24 protein-coding genes are annotated in these 24,300 nt (G+C 50.6%); 13 read left to right on the forward strand and 11 right to left on the reverse strand.

Going from position 1 to position 24,300, the window contains the following annotated elements; genetic code table 11:
* Positions 1 to 53: 53 nt before the first annotated feature.
* Entirely contained in the window at positions 54 to 1,496 is a 1,443-nt protein-coding gene (gene pyk / locus FEK66_RS09705; protein ID WP_130208490.1) for a pyruvate kinase, read from the reverse strand.
* A 125-nt stretch (positions 1,497 to 1,621) separates the two neighbouring features.
* Positions 1,622 to 2,491 carry a DNA-binding transcriptional regulator HexR gene (hexR, locus tag FEK66_RS09710; protein WP_105289041.1) on the reverse strand — a complete coding sequence of 290 codons (870 nt, stop codon included), beginning with the start codon at positions 2,489 to 2,491 and terminating at the stop codon, positions 1,622 to 1,624.
* Between the two features lie 336 nt (positions 2,492 to 2,827).
* Between hexR and zwf the strand changes: the two genes are divergently transcribed.
* The 3 genes from zwf to kdgA all read left to right on the forward strand — a co-directional run bounded on the left by zwf (position 2,828) and on the right by kdgA (position 7,028).
* Positions 2,828 to 4,303: a glucose-6-phosphate dehydrogenase gene (zwf, locus tag FEK66_RS09715; protein WP_130208489.1), complete on the forward strand. Its 1,476-nt coding sequence runs from the start codon at positions 2,828 to 2,830 to the stop codon at positions 4,301 to 4,303.
* Between the two features lie 234 nt (positions 4,304 to 4,537).
* A complete protein-coding gene (gene edd, locus FEK66_RS09720) occupies positions 4,538 to 6,349 on the forward strand; it encodes a phosphogluconate dehydratase (RefSeq protein ID WP_130208487.1) in 1,812 nt (603 codons plus the stop codon).
* A 37-nt stretch (positions 6,350 to 6,386) separates the two neighbouring features.
* Positions 6,387 to 7,028, forward strand: coding sequence for a bifunctional 4-hydroxy-2-oxoglutarate aldolase/2-dehydro-3-deoxy-phosphogluconate aldolase (kdgA, locus tag FEK66_RS09725; RefSeq protein ID WP_064529269.1), 642 nt, complete (start codon positions 6,387 to 6,389; stop codon positions 7,026 to 7,028).
* Between the two features lie 53 nt (positions 7,029 to 7,081).
* On the opposite strand, the gene purT is transcribed toward kdgA, so the two are convergent.
* A complete protein-coding gene (gene purT / locus FEK66_RS09730; RefSeq protein WP_135494057.1) occupies positions 7,082 to 8,260 on the reverse strand; it encodes a formate-dependent phosphoribosylglycinamide formyltransferase in 1,179 nt (392 codons plus the stop codon).
* A 141-nt stretch (positions 8,261 to 8,401) separates the two neighbouring features.
* On the opposite strand from purT, the gene yebG reads away from it, so the two are divergent.
* From yebG to ptrB, 4 genes are all read left to right on the forward strand, one after another.
* Entirely contained in the window at positions 8,402 to 8,692 is a 291-nt protein-coding gene (gene yebG / locus FEK66_RS09735; RefSeq protein ID WP_135494055.1) for a DNA damage-inducible protein YebG, read from the forward strand.
* Positions 8,693 to 8,758: 66 nt separating this feature from the next.
* Positions 8,759 to 9,115 carry a protein YebF gene (gene yebF / locus FEK66_RS09740; protein ID WP_130223535.1) on the forward strand — a complete coding sequence of 119 codons (357 nt, stop codon included), beginning with the start codon at positions 8,759 to 8,761 and terminating at the stop codon, positions 9,113 to 9,115.
* 294 nt (positions 9,116 to 9,409) lie between these two features.
* A complete protein-coding gene (locus tag FEK66_RS09745) occupies positions 9,410 to 10,066 on the forward strand; it encodes a tellurite resistance TerB family protein (protein WP_131161129.1) in 657 nt (218 codons plus the stop codon).
* A 208-nt stretch (positions 10,067 to 10,274) separates the two neighbouring features.
* Positions 10,275 to 12,335: an oligopeptidase B gene (gene ptrB, locus FEK66_RS09750; protein ID WP_135494053.1), complete on the forward strand. Its 2,061-nt coding sequence runs from the start codon at positions 10,275 to 10,277 to the stop codon at positions 12,333 to 12,335.
* Here the strand turns inward: ptrB and exoX are convergent.
* From exoX to holE, 3 genes are all read right to left on the reverse strand, one after another.
* Positions 12,332 to 12,994, reverse strand: coding sequence for an exodeoxyribonuclease X (exoX, locus tag FEK66_RS09755; RefSeq protein ID WP_130208475.1), 663 nt, complete (start codon positions 12,992 to 12,994; stop codon positions 12,332 to 12,334). The two genes, ptrB and exoX, sit on opposite strands and share 4 nt — an antisense overlap.
* Before the next feature lie 24 nt (positions 12,995 to 13,018).
* Complete coding sequence (gene yobB, locus FEK66_RS09760) at positions 13,019 to 13,675, reverse strand: carbon-nitrogen hydrolase family protein YobB (RefSeq protein ID WP_135494051.1); 657 nt, start codon at positions 13,673 to 13,675, stop codon at positions 13,019 to 13,021.
* A gap of 100 nt (positions 13,676 to 13,775) precedes the next feature.
* Positions 13,776 to 14,006 carry a DNA polymerase III subunit theta gene (gene holE, locus FEK66_RS09765; RefSeq protein WP_000916758.1) on the reverse strand — a complete coding sequence of 77 codons (231 nt, stop codon included), beginning with the start codon at positions 14,004 to 14,006 and terminating at the stop codon, positions 13,776 to 13,778.
* Positions 14,007 to 14,144: 138 nt separating this feature from the next.
* On the opposite strand from holE, the gene yobA reads away from it, so the two are divergent.
* From yobA to pphA, 4 genes are all read left to right on the forward strand, one after another.
* Entirely contained in the window at positions 14,145 to 14,519 is a 375-nt protein-coding gene (yobA, locus tag FEK66_RS09770; RefSeq protein ID WP_130208471.1) for a CopC domain-containing protein YobA, read from the forward strand.
* A 3-nt stretch (positions 14,520 to 14,522) separates the two neighbouring features.
* Complete coding sequence (copD, locus tag FEK66_RS09775; protein ID WP_130208469.1) at positions 14,523 to 15,395, forward strand: copper homeostasis membrane protein CopD; 873 nt, start codon at positions 14,523 to 14,525, stop codon at positions 15,393 to 15,395.
* 13 nt (positions 15,396 to 15,408) lie between these two features.
* The gene (locus tag FEK66_RS09780; protein WP_130208467.1) at positions 15,409 to 15,750 is read left to right on the forward strand and encodes a YebY family protein; all 342 of its coding nucleotides are present in this window, start codon (positions 15,409 to 15,411) and stop codon (positions 15,748 to 15,750) included.
* 408 nt (positions 15,751 to 16,158) lie between these two features.
* Positions 16,159 to 16,815, forward strand: a complete 657-nt coding sequence (gene pphA / locus FEK66_RS09785) for a protein-serine/threonine phosphatase (RefSeq protein ID WP_135494049.1) — start codon at positions 16,159 to 16,161, stop codon at positions 16,813 to 16,815.
* Here the strand turns inward: pphA and FEK66_RS09790 are convergent, their stop codons facing one another.
* The 5 genes from FEK66_RS09790 to yebS form a co-directional block, all read right to left on the reverse strand.
* Complete coding sequence (locus FEK66_RS09790) at positions 16,816 to 17,007, reverse strand: YebW family protein (protein WP_130208463.1); 192 nt, start codon at positions 17,005 to 17,007, stop codon at positions 16,816 to 16,818.
* A gap of 105 nt (positions 17,008 to 17,112) precedes the next feature.
* Positions 17,113 to 17,349, reverse strand: a complete 237-nt coding sequence (locus tag FEK66_RS09795) for a YebV family protein (protein ID WP_002431586.1) — start codon at positions 17,347 to 17,349, stop codon at positions 17,113 to 17,115.
* A 117-nt stretch (positions 17,350 to 17,466) separates the two neighbouring features.
* The gene (rsmF, locus tag FEK66_RS09800; protein WP_130208461.1) at positions 17,467 to 18,906 is read right to left on the reverse strand and encodes a 16S rRNA (cytosine(1407)-C(5))-methyltransferase RsmF; all 1,440 of its coding nucleotides are present in this window, start codon (positions 18,904 to 18,906) and stop codon (positions 17,467 to 17,469) included.
* Between the two features lie 79 nt (positions 18,907 to 18,985).
* Positions 18,986 to 21,619, reverse strand: coding sequence for a lipid-binding membrane homeostasis protein YebT (gene yebT, locus FEK66_RS09805; RefSeq protein WP_131161133.1), 2,634 nt, complete (start codon positions 21,617 to 21,619; stop codon positions 18,986 to 18,988).
* Positions 21,588 to 22,871 (reverse strand): membrane integrity lipid transport subunit YebS, encoded by a 1,284-nt coding sequence (gene yebS / locus FEK66_RS09810; RefSeq protein WP_135494047.1) that lies wholly within the window; start codon positions 22,869 to 22,871, stop codon positions 21,588 to 21,590. The genes yebT and yebS overlap by 32 nt, the downstream gene beginning before the upstream one ends.
* Positions 22,872 to 23,000: 129 nt before the next feature.
* Between yebS and msrC the strand changes: the two genes are divergently transcribed.
* Complete coding sequence (msrC, locus tag FEK66_RS09815; RefSeq protein WP_130208455.1) at positions 23,001 to 23,498, forward strand: L-methionine (R)-S-oxide reductase; 498 nt, start codon at positions 23,001 to 23,003, stop codon at positions 23,496 to 23,498.
* Positions 23,499 to 23,594: 96 nt separating this feature from the next.
* Positions 23,595 to 24,293, forward strand: a complete 699-nt coding sequence (gene proQ, locus FEK66_RS09820; RefSeq protein ID WP_000431365.1) for an RNA chaperone ProQ — start codon at positions 23,595 to 23,597, stop codon at positions 24,291 to 24,293.
* Positions 24,294 to 24,300 lie beyond the last annotated feature (7 nt).

Below are 24,300 nucleotides of genomic sequence, written 5' to 3' on the forward strand. Positions count from 1 at the left end.
TATCACGGTCCTGTAGGCCGGATATGGCATTTATGCCGCATCCGGCAACTAACTTACTCTACCGTTAAAATACGCGTGGTATTCGTCGAACCCACGGTACTCATCACGTCGCCCTGGGTGACAATCACCAGATCACCAGACATCAGGTAGCCTTTATCGCGCAGCAGATTTACTGCTTCGCTGGCAGCAACTACGCCATCATTTGTACTGTCAAAATAGACCGGCGTAACACCACGATAAAGCGCAGTCAGGTTCAGCGTGCGTTCATGACGTGACATGGCGAAAATCGGCAGACCGGAGCTGATACGAGAAGTCATCAGCGCGGTACGACCAGATTCGGTCATGGTGATGATCGCGGTAACGCCTTTCAGGTGGTTAGCTGCGTACATTGCGGACATCGCGATAGCTTCTTCCACATTGTCGAACTGAACGTCCAGGCGGTGTTTAGACACATTGATGCTCGGGATTTTTTCGGCACCCAGGCAAACACGCGCCATTGCAGCAACGGTTTCTGATGGATATTGACCAGCGGCGGTTTCCGCAGACAACATTACGGCGTCAGTACCATCCAGAACGGCGTTCGCCACGTCCATGACTTCTGCACGCGTCGGCATTGGATTGGTAATCATCGATTCCATCATCTGGGTAGCAGTAATGACTGCGCGGTTCAGCTGACGCGCGCGACGAATCAGCGCTTTCTGAATCCCAACCAGTTCGGGATCGCCAATCTCTACGCCGAGGTCGCCACGTGCGACCATCACCACGTCAGAAGCGAGGATGATGTCGTCCATTGCATCCTGGCTGCAAACGGCTTCCGCACGTTCAACTTTGGCGACAATTTTCGCATCACAACCTGCATCGCGCGCCAGGCGACGAGCATAATTCAGATCTTCGCCGCAGCGTGGGAAAGAGACAGCTAAATAATCTACGCCAATCAATGCCGCAGTTTTAATGTCTGCTTTGTCTTTCTCTGTCAGCGCTTCAGCCGACAGACCGCCGCCGAGTTTGTTGATCCCTTTATTGTTGGAGAGAGGGCCGCCGACGGTCACTTCGGTGAACACTTTCATGCCCTGAACTTCCAGCACTTTTAACTGTACGCGACCGTCGTCCAGCAGCAGAATGTCGCCAGGCACGACGTCAGAAGGCAGACCTTTATAGTCGATACCGACTTTTTCTTTATCGCCTTCACCTTTGCCCAGGTTGGCATCCAGCAGGAATTTATCCCCAATATTGAGGAAAACCTTACCTTCTTTAAAGGTAGATACGCGAATCTTTGGCCCCTGAAGGTCACCGAGAATAGCCACATGACGACCCAGTTTTGCGGCAATTTCACGAACTTTATCCGCGCGCATTTTATGGTCTTCAGGCGAGCCATGAGAAAAGTTCATTCGTACGACGTTTGCACCCGCTGCGATGACCTTTTCAAGGTTATTATCGCGATCGGTAGCCGGGCCTAACGTGGTAACGATTTTGGTTCTGCGAAGCCTTCTGGACATGTAATACTCCGTTGACTGAAACAACCAGGTGTTGCTTGAACATGAATTCGCATAAACTAAAACCATTATGGTTGTAATTTAAACACATGCGAATATCGTATAAAGATAGAACAGTGATAATCGATTTAGCGATCGTCACTCAATTTAAGTAACTGCTTATCAAAGCGCGATTCCTTGAGTGCTTCCTTGACCCGCTTCAAGTTATCTCTGAATTTTGTGCCGCGTCGCAAAGTAAATCCTGTTGCCAGCACATCTATCACGGTCAACTGCGCAAGTCGAGACACCATGGGCATATAAATGTCAGTATCTTCAGGTACGTCGAGGGTAATTGCCAGCGTTGCTTCCCGGGCGAGTGGCGTACCGGCGGAGGTGAGGGCAATTACCATCGCGTCGTTTTCCCGTGCTAACTGCGCCAGTTCAACCAGATTTTTGGTTCTTCCGGTGTGAGAAATCAGCACAACCACGTCTCCGTCGCTACAATTCATACAACTCATGCGTTGCAGCACGATATCGTCGGAGTAAACCACTGGAACATTAAAGCGAAAAAACTTATTCATCGCATCGTGGGCGACGGCGGCAGAAGAGCCCAGACCGAAAAAGGCGATTTTTTTGGCCTGAGTCAGGAGATCGACGGCACGATTGACGGCAGATTTGTCCAGCGAGTGACGGACGTGATCGAGCGTGGCCATTGCCGACTCAAATATTTTCCCCGTGTATGATTCAACGCTGTCATCTTCATTAACGTTGCGATTAACATAGGGCGTGCCATTTGCCAGGCTTTGTGCCAGATGAAGTTTAAAATCAGGAAAACCGCGGGTGTCCATGCTGCGACAGAAACGATTCACCGTTGGTTCGCTAACATTGGCCTCAAGCGCCAGAGCAGCAATACTCGAATGGATCGCGTTGTCAGGCGAAGCAAGAATGACCTCGGCGACTTTTCGTTCTGATTTGCTCAAATGTTCCAGTTGAGACTGGATTTTTTCCAGCATATTCATGATGTAAAGAGACTCACGGTAATGACGATTTCCACACTGAAAGAAATCGAAATGCAGTTTGGTCTGATATTACGCCTGTGTGTCGTATTAATGACAAAAGCGGATAAAAAAGTTGTCATTTTTTTTCATAACATGATCAGTGTCAGATTTTTACCCAATGGAAAACGATGATTTTTTTATCAGTTTTGCCGCACTTTGCGCGCTTTTGCCGTAATCGCACGGGGGGATAAGCGTTTACAGTTTTCGCAAGCTCGTAAAAGCAGTACAGTGCACCGTAAGAAAATTACAAGTATACCCAGGCTTAAGTACCGGGTTAGTTAACTTAAGGAGAATGACATGGCGGTAACGCAAACAGCCCAGGCTTGTGACCTGGTCATTTTCGGCGCGAAAGGCGACCTTGCGCGTCGTAAATTGCTGCCTTCCCTGTATCAACTGGAAAAAGCCGGTCAGCTCAACCCGGATACCCGTATTATCGGCGTAGGGCGTGCTGACTGGGACAAAGCGGCATATACCAAAGTAGTCCGCGAAGCGCTGGAAACTTTCATGAAAGAAACTATTGATGAAGGTTTATGGGACACCCTGAGTGCACGTCTGGATTTTTGTAATCTCGATGTCAATGACACCGCTGCATTCAGCCGTCTTGGTGCGATGCTGGATCAAAAAAATCGTATCACCATTAACTACTTTGCCATGCCGCCAGGCACTTTTGGCGCAATCTGCAAAGGGCTTGGTGAGGCGAAACTGAACGGCAAACCGGCGCGCGTGGTGATGGAAAAACCGCTGGGTACGTCGCTGGCGACCTCGCAGGAAATCAATGATCAGGTCGGTGAGTATTTCGAGGAGTGCCAGGTATACCGTATCGACCATTACCTTGGTAAAGAAACGGTGCTGAATCTGTTGGCGCTGCGTTTTGCTAACTCCTTGTTTGTGAACAACTGGGACAACCGCACTATTGATCATGTTGAGATTACCGTGGCAGAAGAAGTGGGGATCGAAGGGCGCTGGGGCTATTTTGATAAAGCCGGTCAGATGCGCGACATGATCCAGAATCACCTGTTACAAATTCTCTGCATGATTGCGATGTCTCCGCCGTCTGATCTGAGCGCAGACAGCATCCGCGATGAAAAAGTGAAAGTACTGAAGTCTCTGCGCCGCATTGACCGCTCCAACGTACGCGAAAAAACCGTACGCGGGCAATACACTGCGGGCTTCGCCCAGGGCAAAAAAGTGCCGGGCTACCTGGAAGAAGAGGGCGCGAACAAAAGCAGTAACACGGAAACCTTCGTGGCTATCCGTGTCGATATCGACAACTGGCGCTGGGCTGGCGTACCGTTCTACCTGCGTACCGGTAAACGTTTGCCGACCAAATGCTCTGAAGTGGTGGTCTATTTCAAAACGCCAGAGCTCAATCTGTTTAAAGAGTCGTGGCAGGACCTGCCACAGAACAAACTGACTATCCGTCTGCAACCTGATGAAGGCGTGGATATTCAAGTGTTGAACAAGGTCCCGGGTCTTGATCACAAACATAACCTGCAAATCACCAAGCTGGATCTGAGCTATTCAGAAACCTTTAATCAGACGCATCTGGCAGATGCCTATGAACGCCTGCTGCTGGAAACCATGCGCGGTATTCAGGCGCTGTTTGTACGTCGTGATGAAGTGGAAGAAGCGTGGAAATGGGTGGACTCCATTACCGAAGCATGGGCGATGGATAACGATGCGCCGAAACCGTATCAGGCCGGAACCTGGGGACCGGTTGCTTCGGTGGCGATGATTACCCGTGATGGCCGTTCCTGGAATGAGTTTGAGTAATATCTGCACTCATCCTTTATGGTTATTTTACCGGTAACATGATCTTGCACAGATTGTAGAACAATTTTTACACTTTCAGGCCTCGCGTGGATTCACCCGCGAGGCTTTTTTTATTACACTGACTGAAACGTTTCTGCCCTATGAGCTCCGGTTACAGGCGTTTCACTCATAAATCCTCTGAATGAAACGCGTTGTGAATCATCCTGCTCTGACAACTCAATTTCAGGAGCCTTTATGAATCCACAATTGTTACGCGTAACAAATCGAATCATTGAACGTTCGCGCGAGACTCGCTCTGCTTACCTCGCCCGGATCGAACAAGCGAAAACTTCGACCGTTCATCGTTCGCAGTTGGCATGCGGTAACCTGGCTCACGGTTTCGCAGCTTGCCAGCCAGAAGACAAAGCCTCTCTGAAAAGCATGTTGCGTAACAATATCGCTATCATCACCTCCTACAACGACATGCTCTCCGCTCACCAGCCTTATGAACATTATCCAGAGATTATTCGTAAAGCACTGCATGAAGCTAATGCGGTTGGCCAGGTTGCGGGTGGTGTTCCGGCGATGTGCGATGGTGTTACCCAGGGGCAGGATGGTATGGAACTGTCGCTGTTAAGCCGCGAAGTCATTGCGATGTCTGCGGCGGTGGGGCTGTCCCATAACATGTTTGATGGCGCGCTGTTCCTCGGCGTGTGCGATAAGATTGTCCCGGGGCTGACGATGGCCGCGCTGTCGTTCGGTCATCTGCCTGCGGTATTTGTGCCGTCAGGTCCGATGGCAAGCGGGTTGCCAAATAAAGAAAAAGTGCGCATTCGCCAGCTTTATGCCGAAGGGAAGGTGGATCGAATGGCACTGCTGGAGTCAGAGGCTGCGTCTTATCATGCCCCTGGTACATGTACTTTCTACGGTACTGCCAACACCAACCAGATGGTGGTGGAGTTTATGGGGATGCAGTTGCCGGGCTCTTCTTTTGTTCATCCAGACTCCCCGTTACGTGATGCATTAACTGCAGCCGCTGCGCGCCAGGTTACACGCATGACTGGCAACGGTAATGAATGGATGCCGATCGGTAAGATGATCGACGAGAAAGTGGTGGTGAACGGTATTGTTGCGCTGCTGGCGACCGGTGGCTCCACTAACCACACGATGCACCTGGTGGCGATGGCGCGAGCGGCCGGTATTCAGATCAACTGGGATGACTTCTCTGATCTTTCTGATGTCGTACCTCTGATGGCACGTTTGTATCCAAACGGTCCGGCCGATATTAACCACTTCCAGGCGGCGGGTGGTGTACCGGTTCTGGTGCGTGAGCTGCTCAAGGCTGGCCTGTTGCATGAAGATGTCAATACGGTGGCGGGATTTGGTCTTTCGCGCTATACCCTCGAACCATGGCTGAATAACGGCGAGCTGGACTGGCGCGAAGGTGCAGACAAATCGCTCGACAGCAATGTGATTGCTTCCTTTGAACAACCTTTCTCGCATCATGGCGGGACAAAAGTGTTAAGCGGCAACCTGGGCCGTGCCGTCATGAAAACCTCTGCAGTGCCGGTTGAAAACCAGGTGATTGAAGCGCCTGCTGTTGTTTTTGAGAGCCAGCATGACGTTATGCCTGCTTTTGAAGCGGGTATGCTGGACCGTGATTGTGTGGTTGTTGTCCGCCATCAGGGGCCAAAAGCGAACGGAATGCCAGAATTACATAAACTCATGCCGCCACTTGGTGTATTATTGGACCGGCGTTTCAAAATTGCGTTAGTTACCGATGGACGACTCTCTGGTGCTTCAGGTAAAGTGCCGTCAGCTATCCACGTAACACCAGAAGCCTACGATGGTGGGCTGCTGGCAAAAGTGCGCGATGGGGACATCATTCGTGTGAATGGACAGACAGGCGAACTGACGCTGCTGGTAGACGAAGCTGAACTGGCTGCTCGCGAACCGCACATTCCTGACCTGAGCGCGTCACGCGTGGGAACAGGACGTGAATTATTCAGCGCCTTGCGCGAAAAACTGTCCGGTGCCGAACAGGGCGCAACCTGTATCACTTTTTAAGACGACAAAATTTGTACTCAGGCGAGAGAAAACTCTGATGAAAAACTGGAAAACAAGTGCAGAATCAATCCTGACCACCGGCCCGGTTGTACCGGTTATCGTGGTAAATAAACTGGAACACGCGGTGCCAATGGCAAAAGCGTTGGTTGCTGGTGGGGTGCGCGTTCTGGAAGTGACTCTGCGTACGGCGTGTGCAGTTGATGCTATCCGCGCTATCGCCAAAGAAGTGCCGGAAGCGATTGTGGGTGCCGGTACGGTTCTGAATCCGCAGCAACTGGCAGAAGTAACTGAAGCGGGCGCACAGTTCGCAATTAGCCCGGGTCTGACTGAACCACTGCTGAAAGCGGCGACAGAAGGGACTATTCCTCTGATTCCAGGTATCAGCACTGTTTCCGAACTGATGCTGGGTATGGACTACGGCCTGAAAGAATTCAAATTCTTCCCGGCAGAAGCTAATGGCGGCGTGAAAGCACTGCAGGCCATTGCGGGTCCGTTCTCTCAGGTTCGTTTCTGCCCGACTGGCGGTATTTCTCCGGCTAACTACCGTGATTACCTGGCGCTGAAAAGCGTACTGTGCATTGGTGGTTCCTGGCTGGTTCCGGCAGATGCGCTGGAAGCAGGCGATTACGACCGCATTACTAAGCTGGCGCGTGAAGCAGTAGAAGGCGCGAAGCTGTAACAGTCAAAATGCCCGATCGTGAATCGGGCATTTTTGTCGCGTTTTTGCCAGATTTAACCTTGTACTTTTACCTGTGCGGCGGCGTGCTTCGCGCGTTCAATCGCTTCATCAACACTTTCTGCTGTAGCAAGCGCAACCCCCAGACGACGGCTACCATCAATTTCCGGCTTACCAAATAAACGAATCTGCAAACCTGCGCCAACGGCCTCCTGCACGTTGTCAAACGTGACATTCTGGCTGGTCAGTTGCGGCAGGATAACGGCTGAAGCAGCAGGGCCGTACTGACGAATCCCGCCCACCGGCAGTCCCAGGAAAGCACGCACATGCAGGGCAAACTCAGAAAGATCCTGAGAAATTAACGTCACCATCCCGGTGTCATGCGGGCGAGGAGAGACTTCACTAAAAATCACCTCATCACCACAGACAAACAACTCGACACCAAACAGCCCATAACCACCCAGTGCAAGCACCACCTTGCGGGCAATCTCCTGCGCACGTTCGAGGGCCAGTGGGCTCATTTGCTGCGGTTGCCAGGATTCACGATAGTCACCATCTTCCTGGCGATGACCTACAGGCGCACAGAAATGAACACCATCCACCGCGCTGACGGTCAGCAGGGTAATTTCGAAATCAAACTTAACGACGCCTTCAACAATCACGCGACCCGCTCCGGCGCGACCACCTTGCTGGGCGTACTCCCATGCCTGAGCCAGTTGTTCGGCAGAGCGAATAAACGTTTGCCCCTTGCCGGAAGAGCTCATCACCGGTTTAACAATGCAAGGATAGCCAATGGCGGCGACCGCCTCGCGGAAAAGGTCTTCGCTATCAGCGAAACGATAAGTTGAAGTGGGAAGCTGAAGCTCTTCCGCAGCCAGATGACGAATACCTTCGCGGTTCATCGTCAATTGTGTTGCACGCGCGCAGGGGACAACATTTAGCCCTTCCTCTTCAAGCTGGATCAGCATATCGGTAGCAATAGCTTCGATCTCCGGCACGATATAATGTGGTTTTTCCAGTTCAACAACACGGCGCAATGCGTCGCCATCCAGCATATTAATGACATGGGCGCGATGCGCGACATGCATGGCGGGCGCGTCGGCATAGCGATCGACCGCAATCACCTCTACGCCGAGGCGTTGGCATTCGATAGCCACTTCTTTACCCAGTTCACCGGAGCCCAATAACATCACGCGAGTTGCTGCCGGACGCAGCGCAGTGCCTAATAACGTCATAACGAATATCCCCTGATTAATTCCGCGTGAAGTATAAACGAAAACGTTTGCGCGTGTCTTTATTGCTTGATTGCTTGCGTTGATTTTTCGACTGAAAAGCAATATACTGTATAAAATTACAGTTATGGTGAGAGGCTGCAAATGGCGGTTGAAATTAAATACGTAGTCATTCGTGAGGGCGAAGAGAAGATGTCGTTTACCAGCAAAAAGGAAGCCGATGCTTATGACAAAATGCTCGATACAGCGGATCTACTCGACACATGGTTGGCGAATTCTCCGGTGACAATGGAAGACGAGCAGCGTGAGGCGCTTTCTTTGTGGTTGGCGGAACAGAAAGATGTGCTTAGTACCATTCTGAAAACCGGTAAATTACCTTCTCCTCAGGTGGTTGATACTGACACGGATGTGGAAGGTGAAACCCACGCCGCCTGAAGCAACTTGCGCTCCTGATAATTTGTACCATGCTTTCTCCTGAATCATTGTGCTATGGAGAAAAACATGAAAAAAAGAGGAGCGTTGTTGGGGCTGTTGTTGGTTTCCGCCTGTGCATCAGTTTTCGCTGCCAATAACGAAACCAGCAAGTCGGTAACTTTCCCCAAATGTGAAGGTTTGGATGCAGCCGGAATCGCTGCGAGTGTAAAACGTGATTACCAGCAAAACCGCGTGGCGCGCTGGGCCGACGATCAAAAAATCGTCGGTCAGGCCGATCCGGTGGCGTGGGTTAGTTTGCAGGACATTCAGGGGAAAGATGATAAATGGTCGGTACCGCTGACCGTGCGTGGTAAAAGTGCCGATATTCATTATCTGGTTAATGTGGACTGTAAAGCGGGAATGGCGGAATATCAGCGGCGCTAATGGCTTCTGATAATTCGGCTGACCGTTGGCGGATGCGGCGCGAGCGCCTTATCCGCCCAACAATGTACCAGCCCCCACAAGCCTGATAAGAAGCGCCAGGTTCGCATCAGGCAATTACAATCAAATCTACAAGTTTCAAATTAATCACATCACCCGGCACCTTACATGACGTGAATTTCCTGTGAGGACTGCCTCCCGTCCCGCTTATTTGCGCATCTTTTGTCTCTATATACACTTTCTGACATCCTCATTCGCTATGCTGTTGCCATTAAAATAGTGAATCGAGGAGTAAATATGGCTAACTGGTTAAATCAACTGCAATCCCTTCTTGGGCAAAGCAGCGCTTCCTCTTCGTCTACAGATCAGGGATTGGGCAAACTTTTAGTACCCGGCGCATTAGGCGGGTTGGCAGGACTGCTGGTTGCCAATAAATCAGCACGTAAACTATTAACGAAATACGGCACAAACGCGTTGCTGGTTGGCGGCGGAGCGGTCGCCGGTACCGTACTGTGGAACAAATACAAAGATAAAATTCGTGCGGCGCATCAGAACGAACCGCAATACGGCACCCAAAGTACGCCGCTGGATGAACGTACAGAACGTTTAATCCTCGCCCTGGTTTTTGCTGCCAAAAGCGATGGTCATATCGATAGTAAAGAACGCGCGGCTATCGACCAGCAATTGCGTGAAGCTGGTGTTGAAGAGCAGGGGCGTGTACTTATCGAACAGGCAATCGAGCAACCATTGGATCCGCAGCGCCTGGCCCAGGGGATTCGCAACGAAGAAGAGGCACTGGAGATCTATTTCCTGAGCTGTGCGGCTATTGATATTGACCATTTTATGGAGCGCAGTTACCTGAATGCACTGGGGGATGCGCTGAAAATTCCCCAGGAAGTCCGTGAAGGAATTGAACGCGATCTCGAACAGCAAAAACGCACTTTGTCTGAATAATATCTCACTCCGTATAGCCTGATATGCCTGTTTATCGGGCTATACAAAACCGCATAGCTATTTGAGCGAATTAATTTTCGCGGGCGACATCCTTTCGATTTTCACACCATTACCTGTCATCATCTATACAATGACCGCCCTGTTTCGCTTGCATCCCGGGTGAGTTTTGCCACCCTTATAAGATGTTTCAACCAGAAAGAACAATAACATGCTACCAAAAGCCGCCCGCATCCCCCATGCCATGACGCTTCATGGCGACACGCGCATCGATAATTACTACTGGCTGCGGGACGACACACGCTCGCAGCCGGAAGTGCTGGATTACCTGCAACAAGAAAATAGCTACGGTCATCAGGTCATGGCGTCGCAACAAGCTTTGCAGGATCGGATATTAAAAGAAATCATTGACCGCATACCGCAAAGAGAAGTCTCTGCACCTTACGTCAAAAATGGCTATCGCTACCGGCAAATTTATGAACCTGGTTGTGAATATGCAATCTACCAGCGTCAGTCGGCGTTCAGTGAAGAGTGGGACGAATGGGAGACTCTGCTCGATGCGAACAAACGGGCGGCGCACAGTGAATTTTATTCAATGGGCGGAATGGCGATTACGCCCGATAACACGATTATGGCACTTGCAGAAGATTTTCTTTCCCGACGCCAGTACGGTATCCGTTTTCGCAATCTGGAAACGGGCAACTGGTATCCCGAACTGTTGGATAACGTGGAACCCAGCTTTGTCTGGGCGAATGACTCCTGGACATTTTATTATGTTCGCAAGCATCCAGTGACGTTGTTGCCGTATCAGGTCTGGCGGCATGCCATTGGCACTCCAGCATCTGAAGACAAACTGATTTACGAAGAAAAAGACGATACCTTTTACGTCAGCCTACATAAAACGACGTCGAAACACTATGTGGTTATTCATCTTGCCAGCGCCACTACCAGCGAAGTTCGGCTGCTGGATGCAGAGCTGGCCGATGCCGAGCCGTTTGTCTTTTTACCGCGTCGCAAAGATCACGAATACAGTCTTGATCACTACCAGCATCGGTTTTATCTGCGCTCCAACCGCAACGGCAAAAATTTTGGCTTATACCGTACCCGTATGCGTGATGAGCAAGAGTGGGAAGAGTTAATCCCACCGCGCGATAACATCATGCTCGAAGGCTTTACGCTGTTTACTGACTGGTTGGTGGTTGAAGAGCGTCAGCGTGGGTTAACCAGTCTGCGGCAAATCAACCGCAAAACGCGGGAGGTTATCGGCATTGCCTTTGATGATCCGGCTTACGTTACCTGGATTGCCTATAACCCGGAACCTGAAACCTCACGATTGCGTTATGGCTATTCCTCCATGACTACGCCAGATACATTGTTTGAACTGGATATGGATACTGGAGAGCGTCGGGTATTAAAACAAACGGAAGTCCCCGGTTTCGATGCGGCGAATTATCGCAGCGAACACTTGTGGATCACTGCCCGTGATGGCGTCGAAGTGCCTGTTTCGCTGGTCTATCATCGCAAGCATTTCCAGAAAGGCCACAACCCGCTGCTGGTATATGGATATGGCTCTTACGGCGCAAGCATTGATGCCGATTTTAGTTTTAGCCGCCTAAGTTTGTTGGATCGCGGTTTTGTCTACGCCATTGTCCATGTCCGTGGCGGCGGTGAGCTGGGGCAGCAATGGTACGAAGACGGTAAATTCCTGAAAAAGAAAAATACCTTTAATGACTATCTCGATGCCTGCGACGCATTGTTAAAACTGGGCTACGGTTCACCTTCACTCTGTTATGCGATGGGGGGCAGTGCTGGCGGTATGTTGATGGGCGTTGCAATTAATAAGCGCCCCGAGTTATTCCACGGCGTGATTGCCCAGGTACCGTTTGTTGATGTTGTTACAACGATGCTTGATGAGTCGATTCCTCTTACTACCGGCGAATTTGAAGAGTGGGGAAATCCGCAGGATCCGCAATATTATGAGTATATGAAAAGCTACAGCCCGTATGACAATGTCACGGCTCAGGCTTATCCGCATCTGCTGGTAACGACCGGATTACACGATTCACAGGTGCAATACTGGGAACCGGCAAAATGGGTGGCTAAGCTGCGCGAGCTTAAAACTGATAACCATCTATTATTGCTTTGTACCGACATGGATTCAGGGCATGGCGGTAAATCCGGACGTTTTAAATCCTACGAAGGTGTGGCGATGGAATATGCTTTTCTGATAGCCCTGGCGCAGGGGACATTACCAGGCCAATCAGCGGGTTAAACACTCTCCAGATAATGCTTCAAGGTTAAACGTAACTCCGGGCTCATACTGTCAAGGTTGTTAAACAACCAGCGCAGATAGCCCGGATCGCGCTTTGCAACGTCTGATACGGCTTTACCGCGATACTTGCCAAACGTGAACGTCGTCAACAACGACGGCCGCCCGGTGATATCCGCCATCTGCTCCGCCGTCCAGCCTGATGTGTTCATAATATCGATAAGCAGGGCTGCGGTAATATAGCAATCATACAGCGCGCGGTGGTGATGCAGACCCGATGGTGTCTGGACATTCAGCTTGCGTGATTTATACAGTGCCATATTGCTGTACTTGATTCCTGGCCACAAACGACGAGCCAGTTTCATGGTGCAAATCCACTCACCGGGCATTTCTGGCAACACCCGGCGGTCAAAGCTGGCATTGTGGGCGACATACCATTCGCTACCGTAATAGTGCGGGATAACTTCTTCAATCCACGGTTTGTCAGCAACCATGGACTCTGTAATACGGTGAATCGCCATGGCTTGTGGACTGATGGGGCGGTCGGGACGCACTAGGTGGCTCATAGGGTTGACGATTTTCCCGTTAACAACATCAACAGAGGCAATTTCAACGATCCCTCCCTGCAAACCGCAGGTTTCTGTATCGATAATGCGCAACATGGTCATGCTCCAGGAAGAAAACGCCTAGCGTAATGGAATGATATCGCCTTGCCAACCCTGCGAAGAGCGCTGACCAACCAACAAAAGAGAACCGCGATCGGCGCGAACAATAAGACGGCCATGTTCATCCCACAGTGCGCTGTTACCACGGGCGTTCGCCATTAGCACAGCGATGGAGTATTGATGTGAGAAAAACTCTAAGCGTCGGGTCGAAGCCAACAGGTCAGGTTCACCGATGCATTGCCCGGTTGTAAAGAGTGAACAACTCGGGTCCATATCAATACCTTCCGGTTGGCCATCCACTACAGTGATGGTTTCGGAACGTTGACCCAGGCATGCACCATGACTTTGATGATAAATTCCTGGCGTTTTCATCCAGGGGGCGAATACTGCAATACCGCGAATAAACCGCTCATTATATTCAACGGGAAGGCCAGCAATAATGGTCATTCGCGAGGTTGTTGCTGCATAACAAAGCGGGTCTAAAAGCGAGAGATCGGGCGGAGACGGAAGCGGACGACGTTTGTAATCGCATCCCAGTAGAGAAAGTGAGGGAAAAACCAACAGTTCGCACTGGTGCTTGGCGGCAGCCCTCACGAACTCCAGATGACGGGCTACCTGTTCAGTGAGTGAAGCATTACGAGGCTCATATTGTGCTGCTGCAACTTTCCAGTACGACATGATGACTTCCTTTTCATAGTGTCTGCGAATAATGGCGTGTATGAGAAAATACTTATAATTTAGCAGGCACCATGTAAGAAAGTGTAACTTAATATAAGGTTTATTTAAGTTTTGGCTCGTAAGGTAAACGTGACAGATTTACAGAGGCGAGACGGTGGGCGATAAGGCGCTCACGAAACCAGCCACGCAAGTGCTCCGGTTGTTCACGTTCAACCGCTTCAGCAATCACCGGCATATTGTACCGTTCTTTAAATGCCACTCCGGCAGCGGCCAGATCGACATTTACTTTATCCATTTCAGTTTGATCCAGTTTGGCCAGATTCTTCAGCATACGGTGTCTCCTCGTTAATTGCGGGCAAAAGTTACTAAGAGTCAGCCAGGATGGCAAGCCTGAATTGATGATCCTCGACTCTCTCATTAGACAAGGTTATGCTCTGTAAAAAACTCATTACAAAAAGGAATAGATAATATGGTTTCAACTGCGCGTTCTCTTCGTTATACACTGGCAATAATTGCCGGTTCGCTGGCGGCCCCTTCCGTCTGGGCTCATGCGCACCTGACTCACCAGTATCCTGCGGCGAATGCGGCGGTCACCGCTGCCCCACAGGCCATTACTTTAAATTTCTCTGAAGGTATTGAACCTGGATTCAGTGGGGCCAAAATCATCGGCCCGAAGAATGAAAATGTTAAAACATTACCCGCGAAACGTAATGAACAAGACAAAAAGCAATTGATCGTTCCGCTTGCCGATGCCCTGAATCCCGGAAGTTATACCGTTGACTGGCATGTTGTTTCGGTGGACGGACATAAAACCAAAGGGCAGTACACCTTTACAGTGAAATAAAGCATGCTAGCGCTTACCTGGGTCACACTGCGATTTATCCATTTTATCTCTCTGATGCTGGTTTTTGGCTTCGCGATGTACGGGGCATGGTTGGCACCAGTGACGATTCGTCGATTATTGACGAAGCGTTTTTTGCGTTTACAACAGCACGTAGCCGCATGGAGTTTGATCAGTGCCGCAGCGATGTTCGCCGTTCAGGGTGGGTTGATGGGCGCGGGATGGCCAGATGTCGTTTCGCTGAGCATCTGGCAGTCGGTGTTACAAACGCACTTCGGAGGCGTCTGGATCTGGCAAATCGTTCTCGCTCTCGTTACGTTGACCGTCGTTCTGATGCAACCACGGAATATGTTGCGGTTACTGTTCATGCTGACTACCGCGCAATTTATCCTGATGGCGGGTATGGGACACGCGACATTAAATGAAGGATTAACCGCAAAAATTCATCAGACCAATCATGCCGTACATCTTATCTGTGCTGCAGCATGGTTTGGAGGGCTACTGCCGGTTGTCTGGTGTATGCGGCTGGTGAAAGGGCGCTGGAGACGTCCGGCCATTCATGCGCTGATGCGTTTTTCCTGGTGCGGACATTTTGCTGTCATTGGCGTGCTAGTAAGTGGTGTGCTCAATGCATTACTAATCACGGGATTTCCCCCCACGCTTGCCACTTACTGGGGCCAGCTCTTATTGCTCAAAGTCATACTGGTAATGATTATGGTGGTTATCGCGCTGGCAAATCGTTATGTTCTGGTCCCGAGAATGCGGCATGATGAAGTCCGGGCTGTTCCCTGGTTTGTATGGATGACTCAACTCGAATGGGCGATAGGCGCGGTGGTACTGGTGATTATCAGCCTGCTAGCGACTCTGGAACCGTTTTGATGGATTACGATAAATGATGAAAAAAAGTATATTGGCGTTTTTGTTGCTCACCAGTTCCACTGCGGCGCTGGCGGCTCCTCAGGTGATTACCGTCAGCCGTTTTGAAATTGGCAAAGACAAATGGGCGTTTAATCGCGAAGAAGTGATGTTGACATGCCGACCAGGTAATGCGCTGTATGTCATTAACCCCAGCACCCTGGTGCAATACCCTTTGAACGATGTTGCGCAAAAAGAGGTTTCCAGTGGGAAGACTAAGGCCCAGCCTATTTCAGTGATCCAGATTGAAGATCCCAACAAACCCGGTGAAAAAATGAGCCTGATGCCATTTATAGAACGAGCTGAAAAACTTTGCTGATTACCTGAATTAGTCTTTTGATTTGCCAAAAAAAAACGCCCAGGATCTTTTATCAGATTGGGCGTTTTTTTTATTTTTAAAACGATGATTAAGACGCTTTTTTCTGACCACTTTTCGTGTGGACTGGAAAACCTGGCGTCGTCATCTATTCTTAAAGGGCTAGGCAACTAAGCCTGCATTAATGCCAACTTTTAGCGCACGGCTCTCTCCCAAGAGCCATTTCCCTGGACCGAATACAGGAATCGTATTCGGTCTCTTTTTATCTATTAAGCCAGCGGATGAATACATCACTGTTTTCCCTGTGCTGACTTCACAATCAACCATAACACACACTCTACTGCTTCAGTCCAGCCTTTTTTAACATTTATGTTAAAATAATGTGACCTTCTGCGCGGGAGTAAAAAATTGATGAAAGAGGCAGGCCGCACCTATCAGAAAATTGATGGCAGCCATTGGCGACATATCTGGTTGGTGGGGGATATTCATGGCTGCCTTGGGCTACTGCGTATCAAATTATGGCATTGCCGTTTTGACCCGTGGCAAGACTTATTGATCTCGGTAGGTGATGTTATTGATCGTGGTCCGGAGAGTTTACGTTGTCTTCAACTACTGGAGAAACGCTGGGTCAGAGCGGTAAGAGGCAATCATGAGCAGATGGCGATAGATGCGCTGGCCGCGCAGCAGATGTCTTTATGGTATATGAACGGTGGCGACTGGTTTGCTGCGCTGGCAGATAAGCAACAGAAGCAAGCAGAAAGGGCGCTCAGCAAATGCCAGCATTTGCCTTTTATTCTTGAATTAAACAGTCGCACTGGCAAACACGTTATTGCCCATGCTGATTATCCTGACGACGTTTATCAATGGCAAAAGGACGTCGATTTGCACCAGGTATTGTGGAGTCGTTCGCGATTACGTGAAGGCCAAAAAGGGCAGGGAATTACCGGTGCTGACCATTTCTGGTTTGGACATACGCCGTTACCTCATCGAGTAGATATTGGAAACTTGCATTATATAGACACCGGCGCCGTCTTCGGAGGGACACTCACAATGGAACAACTCCAGTAATTAAAAGTCACTGTACTCCTGCGCGGGCCGCCAGAACCCATCAATAAAATCCTCAACAGGAAAGCAGCCGCCGTGGCGGATCCGTTGATCGTCCATTGAGTAGACGCACTGCTGTTCCGTGTTGTAAACATCAACAACAATATCTTCACAGCCAGCGTCCAGATAGCAAACAAAAAGTACCAGCGCGAACATTTCATCCTCGAAGTGTGGTGCCGTACCGTTAAGTTTAGGAGAGGATTTTACTTCGGGGAAATAACCAGAATAAATAACCCGTCATGCCGACGGGTTCTTTTTGGATCAGGCAAGACGCATAATCCAGGCATCAGACTTTTGATCGTAGCGGGTACGGTACAGGACAGAGTGTTCGCCGTTTAGTAGAGCTGGAATGCTGGTTTCGGCGTCCCAGGCATCAAGTTGCATACACAAATCGGGGTCAGATTTACAAGGAATTGTTAATGTTCGATCACCTGGCGATTCGCCGTGTAACTCGCCGTCATCGATTTCAAAAGCGCCTATGCGCACACTGGTTTTCATCTTCGTGCTCTCCATTTATCTGCCGGTTGTGGTACGACCAGTCCGATCGCACCATTTTTCAGCGTAGTTGAGGCAGGCGAATGTGCCAGTCAAAAAGTGCGCTTTTTTTGTGCGCTATCAGGCGTTACCGGTAAAAAGTTTCCCATCGCGCACCAGTTCACGCGGGTAACTGTTTTTCAGTCGCGAGCCAATACGTTTGGCTAAACCTATTGGCTGATGCTGGAAGGTTACCAGCACATCATCCGTAGTTGGCACGGTTTGCGGGTAAACATCGCGCCCGCGATACCACTCTTCCGCTTCCTGAGGCGTCAGTTCGAAAGCGTTCGTATGGTTGGGGGAGGCCAGGGCAATAACCGCTTCATGCTGCCAGCGATAACCTTTGTTATGCGTTTCAGCAAGCTTAATTCCCAGACGGGAAAATCGGACTTTACCGATCAGGGCTTCAATACCCGCAGGGAACAGCCAGAGTTCTTTATCGCGCTGCCAGAGGCGCAGATTTTCATCCCACTGTAAGCCAACGGCAGTCGCCGCCTGGCGAATTTGTGCGGCTTCGCGATCTTTGATTGGGCTAAACGGGAAATTACCCACTTTGTATTTCGGTGCGGGTAAGGCGGGAATCGACTGTGTTTTGCGTAACCGGGCAACGAAGAAGCCTTCGCAGTCGTAAATTTGCGGGAAAACGTGCAAAAAGCCTTCTTCGGTGAGTGCCTTGTCCGCACCAGGGAAGAGATCGCCCAGCGGTAAAAACTCTACTGCATCGGGGTAAGTCTCTTTCAGCCACAAGCAAACGGCTTCGTTTTCTTCCTTGTTTAAGGTACAGGTCGAGTAAACCAGCGTACCGCCAGGGCGTAATGCATGAAAGGCACTGTCGATCAGTTCCCGTTGGGTGGCAGCAATTTCCTGATTGCTTTCTGGTGACCAGTTTTTCAGTGCGTCGGGATCTTTACGCACCACCCCTTCGCCAGAGCAGGGGGCGTCCAGTAAAATGGCATCGAACATTTCTGGTAACGCCGCACCAAAGACGCGGCCATCAAAATGAGTCAGAGAGACGTTACGGATACCGCAGCGACTGATATTGGCATGTAACACTTTTACCCGGCTGGCGGAAAATTCATTGGCAAGAATCGCCCCTTCGTTATTCATGCGAGCGGCAATTTGTGTGGTTTTTGAACCAGGCGCGGCGGCGACATCCATCACCCGCTGTGGGGTATTATCGTCGGCAAACAATGCGGCAACGGGCAACATTGAACTGGCTTCCTGAATATAAAACAGGCCGCTTAAATGCTCGGCGGTACTGCCCAACGGCAAGGTTTCTTCATCATCGCGTTCAATCCAGAAACCTTCTTCACACCACGGAATCGGCGTTAGCGTCCAGCCGTAAGGGGCGGTTAATTGCAGGAAATCAGCAACGGAGATTTTCAGGGTATTTACGCGAATGCTGCGGCGCAACGGGCGCTGACAGGCGGCGAGAAAATCATCAAAAGAGAGCGTCGAAGGCATGGCTTCGCGCATTTGTGTCAGAAAGGCGTCCGGGAAATAAACGGTGTGTTGGGCCACGAGCATGTACCACTGGCAAAAAAACAGGCGCGCAGTTTAGCATAAACGCTCCGGCGCAGGCACGCCGGAGCAATGTGGCTTATCGGGGGAGTGCTGTTCCCCATTCACGCCACTCTTTCGGTTCACTTTCCTGCAACAGGAAGTGTTTGCCTTCCTGGGCTTTCGGTGCCAGCGGTGTACCTGGAGGCGTGGCGAAGGCGATACCCCCACGGATAAACTGGTTAAAGGTACCGGTTTTCACCACGCCGCCCGTCAGACCGAAGTCCAGACTGTAGCCCGAAGCTAGCCAGAAGACGGAATTGTTACGTACCAGGTGCTGGTAACGTTTACTGATGCGCATCGCAATCATCACGCGATCTGACAATGTCCCCAGCGTCATTCCGGTGACTGTACCTACTTCCAGACCACGGAACAGTACTGGCGTACCAACACCTAACGAACCGGCTTCCGGCGCTTCAACAATAATGCTTAAGCCATCAAGGTAACGCGAATCAGTAATGGTAGCTTCTTGCAATTCAAAGTCACGGCGAGGATTACCCCGACCTGGTTCGACGTTGATATACGGCTGGAGGATCGTATCAAGATGCTCAACGCCTGCTGCCGAAATTTGCGGTGTGACCACTGAGAAGCGTGTACCACCGCGCGCAAAGGTCTGGACATATTCAGGATAGAGCACCGCCTTTGCCTGTACTTCATTGCGCGCGGTGATCAGATCCAGAGTCTGGATTTGCCCGATATCAATACCGAGATAGCGAATTGGCATACCGACCGCCAGTTTTCCGGCATCGAAAGCGTGGAGCGTAATCTGCCCGCCAACCGCACGAGCCGCTGTTTCGGAAGCATACAAAATCCGCTTATCGCCTTTACGTTGGCTGGCGCTGGCACCGCTGAGATTATCGAAGCTGATGGCTCCCTTTAACGCCCGCGAAAGCGGTGACGCCTGAACGGTCAGGCCGCTGCCGTTAAGTTGAACTTTCGCGCCACCTTCAGCCCAGAACACGCTGTTGCTGGTCAGCAGGTTGCGATATTCCGGTTTAATGTGCAGATCGATATCGAACGCATTGGCCCGTGGACGTACGGTAATCACTTCACCGACCTCAAATTTACGGTACAGCACTACCGACCCTGCCTGCACATCCGGCAGTGTCTCCGCACTTAAACTCACGGTCGTGGTAGGTAAATCGCTAAGACTATTTTCGAGGGCTTTTTCCAGATTGGCGTACAGTGGGTAACTGGTTTTCATCTCACCTTTGTCGCCTGGCAGAATACGGATCCCGCCGTTGAGCCATTCTGAGGCGCTGGCACCGAGAAACTCGACACCATCCAGACCCACTTTCACGTCGACACGACTATTAACGACAAATTTGCTGTCGCCTTTTACCAGTTCGCGATGCTGGGGTTCGATAGCGACGGTAAATGTCACGCCTTTGCTGGTGAGTTTACGGTCGATAACCTGACCTACCTGTACGCCGTGAAGAATGAGCGGCTGACCGGCATCAATTCCATAGCTTTCTGGTGCTGTCAGGGTTAGCGTCAGAACATCGGGTTCATGCAGTAAAGCTTTCTCGCCAGGCACAACGACAAACTCTTTGCGTGGTTCGCCATCACCCGGTACCAGTTCGAACGTTTTGCCGGTCAGCAGGGCGCTGAGATTGGCGTCGCTGAGGGATAACTTCGGGTTACGTAATTCGATGCGGGTGTTTTCACGAAGCAGAGTGACGACGCTGGGATCAACGGTCATTTCTCCGGTGACTTTGCCACCTGGGTTTAAATTCAGTTTGGTCAGTTGCCCGACTTCCAGTCCCTGGTACATGAGCGGCGTTGAATCGGCGTTTAATCCGGCTCCACCTGGTAGATCCAGCTTTATGATCACCCCACGCTGGCTGTGGGCGAGATCCTCATACAGACCAAAGGTATCTTCCGGATCGGCAGGTTTCGACTCTTCTGGTGAATCGAAGGCAATCGCACCGTTAACCAGGGCAGCCAGACTTTCCAGTTTTACCTTCGCGCCACTGATACTGACATTGGCATCAACGCCGGAAACGTTCCAGAAGCGGCTGCCTTTTTTCACCAAATCGGTGAAACGCCGCTCAATCAGGACATCAATCACCACGCCTTGCTTATTGGGATTGATCGCATAGTCATAGACGCGTCCCACCGGAATTTTACGGAAATAGACCAGCGAACCGCTGTTCAATGAACCGAGATCGGGGGCTTGCAGGTGGATCATCAGATCACCATTATCCAGCCGATACTTTGGCTGGGTATCGAGCGCCACAAAATGATCTTGCTCTTTACCTTTGCCCGGCATCATGCCGATATAGTTACCGCCGACCAGCGCATCCAGCCCGGAAACACCTGCCAGTGAGGCTTTCGGCGTCACCAGCCAGAACTGCGTCTCTTCGCGCAGCGCATCTTTCATATCGGACTTGATGCTGACCTTGACTTCAATCTTTCGTAGATCGTCGCTGAGGCTGACATCCTGCACCGTGCCGACTTCAACGCCCTGATAACGAACAGGCGTGCGACCCGGAACAATGCCATCTGCCGACATAAAGTCGATGGTGACGGTATTGCCTCTATCCTGATAACTACCCCAAATCAGCCAACCGGCAATCATTAGCGCGATGAACGGCAACAGCCAGAAAGGTGAGATACGGCGTTTAGTTTTAATTTGCGCTTCAGTCGTCGAAGCGGGCGTTTCCTGACTCATGTGCATCCCAAAGTAAGCGGCTGTCCAGCCATTCCACAGCAAGAATAGTCAAAATAACCGCTGCGCCGAAATAAAACGCAGCGGGTCCCATAGTAAAAGCGAGGATCTGATCGCGATTAATCAGCGACATGGTTAATGAAATGACAAATAGATCGAGCATCGACCAACGGCCAATCCAGGTCACCATCCGCAATAGCAAAATCCGCGTGCGTAAGCCTTGCTGGCAGTTAAAATGAATGCTTACCAGTAAAGTAAACATGACGATCACTTTGGTGAACGGCACCAGGATACTGGCGATAAAAACAATTCCGGCAACTGCAATATTGCTGTTCGCCAGCGACATAATTCCGGAAAGAATCGTATCTTCTTGTCGTCCACCGTTCAGGTAGATGATCGAAATAGGCAGCAGGTTGGCAGGTAACAATAAGACAATTGAAGCCAAAAGCGCCGCCCAGCATTTTTGAATACTATGATGGCGACGCAAGCGAAGTGGGATATGGCAACGGGGACAACGACCGCGCGGATCGGGATAGCCGGTAAAGTGACAACCCATGCAAACGCGTAATTTCTCGTCCCTACGCGTGGCAGGGTGCTGCGGATAAAATCGCTCCCACAGCTGTTCAACATTAAGATGTGACAATGTCACTGTTGTTAAAATCACCAGCGCGAAAAAAGAGAATAGCCCGACGCCCGCCTGGATATGGGCGTAATCCTGTACCTTTATAGAAGCAACGCCAATGCCGACCAGATAGATATCCAGCATTACCCACTCTTTTAGTCGCTCCAGCATCAGCAATACCGGGCGTAAATTCATTCCCAGCCGATTGCCAAACCATAAATAAGCAATAGAGGTCACCAGTATGAGAGGTGCACCTATAACGCAGAAAAACACCATTGCGCCGGTTATCGCATCGCCCTGTTTGGTCATTTGCCAGATGCCTTGCATTACATTGGCGTCGATACGGATACCTAACAGCCAGATATGTAATAGAGGTTCGCCCCAGGCAAACGGCATAAGCAACAACATAGTAAAAGCCATTGCAGCCAGCCTTGTGAGCGACCAGTCACGCCCATCGCGAATTTTCGCCTGACAGCGCGGGCAATAGGCACTCTGGTGAGAATTTATCTCGGGCAGGCTAAACAGCATGTCACATTGCGGGCAACGCTGATAATCACCACACGGTAGTGCCTCGCCAATTGCGCTCACTGTTATCTTTTTTGTCGGCGTAATTTGTGGGGTGTTAAGAGCCATGACATGCCAAATGTAATAAGAATTAACATTTATCTTAACCCATGATGGGAATGATCTTGAGCATTAACGCATTTAATGCTTATTTTAATAGGCTGGCAGTTCCAGGTAAGACAACCAAGTGATTATATAATGAACAAAACAGAATTTTACGCGGACTTAAACCGTGACTTTAATGCGTTGATGGCGGGAGAAACCAGCTTTCTGGCAACGCTGGCGAATACCAGTGCTTTGTTATACGAGCGTCTGACTGACGTAAACTGGGCTGGGTTTTATTTACTTGAGGACGATACGCTGGTACTCGGGCCGTTTCAGGGCAAAATTGCCTGCGTACGGATCCCGGTAGGGCGTGGCGTGTGTGGGACTGCAGTTGCCCGCAATGAAGTACAGCGAATCGAGGATGTTCACGCCTTTGATGGGCATATCGCCTGTGATGCGGCGAGTAATTCTGAAATCGTTCTGCCGTTGGTGGTGAAAAATCAGATTATTGGCGTTCTCGATATCGACAGTACTGTCTTCGGTCGCTTTACAGACGAGGACGAGCAAGGCTTACGTCAGCTTGTGGCACAGCTTGAAAAGGTGCTTGCAACGACGGATTACAAAAAATTCTTTGCGAGCGTCGCAGGATAATCAACGGATAACGTAGCATTTACTGATGACGTCATTATAATGACGCCTGTTCATGCCTGCGCTTGTTGGCTACGTCCGTTGTAATCAGGAAATTTCATGGAAAATCAACCTAAGTTGAATAGCAGTAAAGAAGTAATCGCGTTTCTGGCCGAACGTTTTCCCCACTGTTTCAGTGCGGAAGGTGAAGCGCGTCCGCTGAAAATCGGTATTTTTCAGGATTTGGTCGATCGCGTTGCTGGGGAAATGAACCTTAGCAAAACGCAACTGCGATCCGCTTTACGTCTCTACACTTCAAGCTGGCGCTATCTGTATGGCGTTAAACCAGGCGCGACGCGTGTCGATCTCGACGGCAACCCATGCGGTGAGCTGGACGAGCAGCATGTAGAACATGCTCGCAAGCAGCTTGAAGAAGCGAAAGCGCGCGTCCAGGCGCAGCGTGCCGAACAGCAGGCGAAAAAACGCGAAGCTGCCGCAGCTGCAGGTGAGAAAGAAGACGCACCACGCCGCGAACGCAAGCCACGTCCTGCCGCGCAACGCCGTAAAGAAGGCGCCGAGCGCAAACCTCGCGCGCAGAAACCGGCTGAGAAAGCGCCAAAAACAGTAAAAGCACCTCGCGAAGAACAGCACACCCCAGTTTCTGACATTTCAGCTCTGACTGTCGGACAAGCCCTGAAGGTGAAAGCTGGTCAAAATGCGATGGATGCCACCGTATTAGAAATCACCAAAGACGGCGTCCGCGTCCAGCTGAATTCGGGTATGTCTTTGATTGTGCGCGCAGAACACCTGGTGTTCTGAAACGGAG

It is taken from the genome of Escherichia sp. E1130, assembly GCF_005781065.1.
Taxonomy (GTDB): domain Bacteria; phylum Pseudomonadota; class Gammaproteobacteria; order Enterobacterales; family Enterobacteriaceae; genus Escherichia.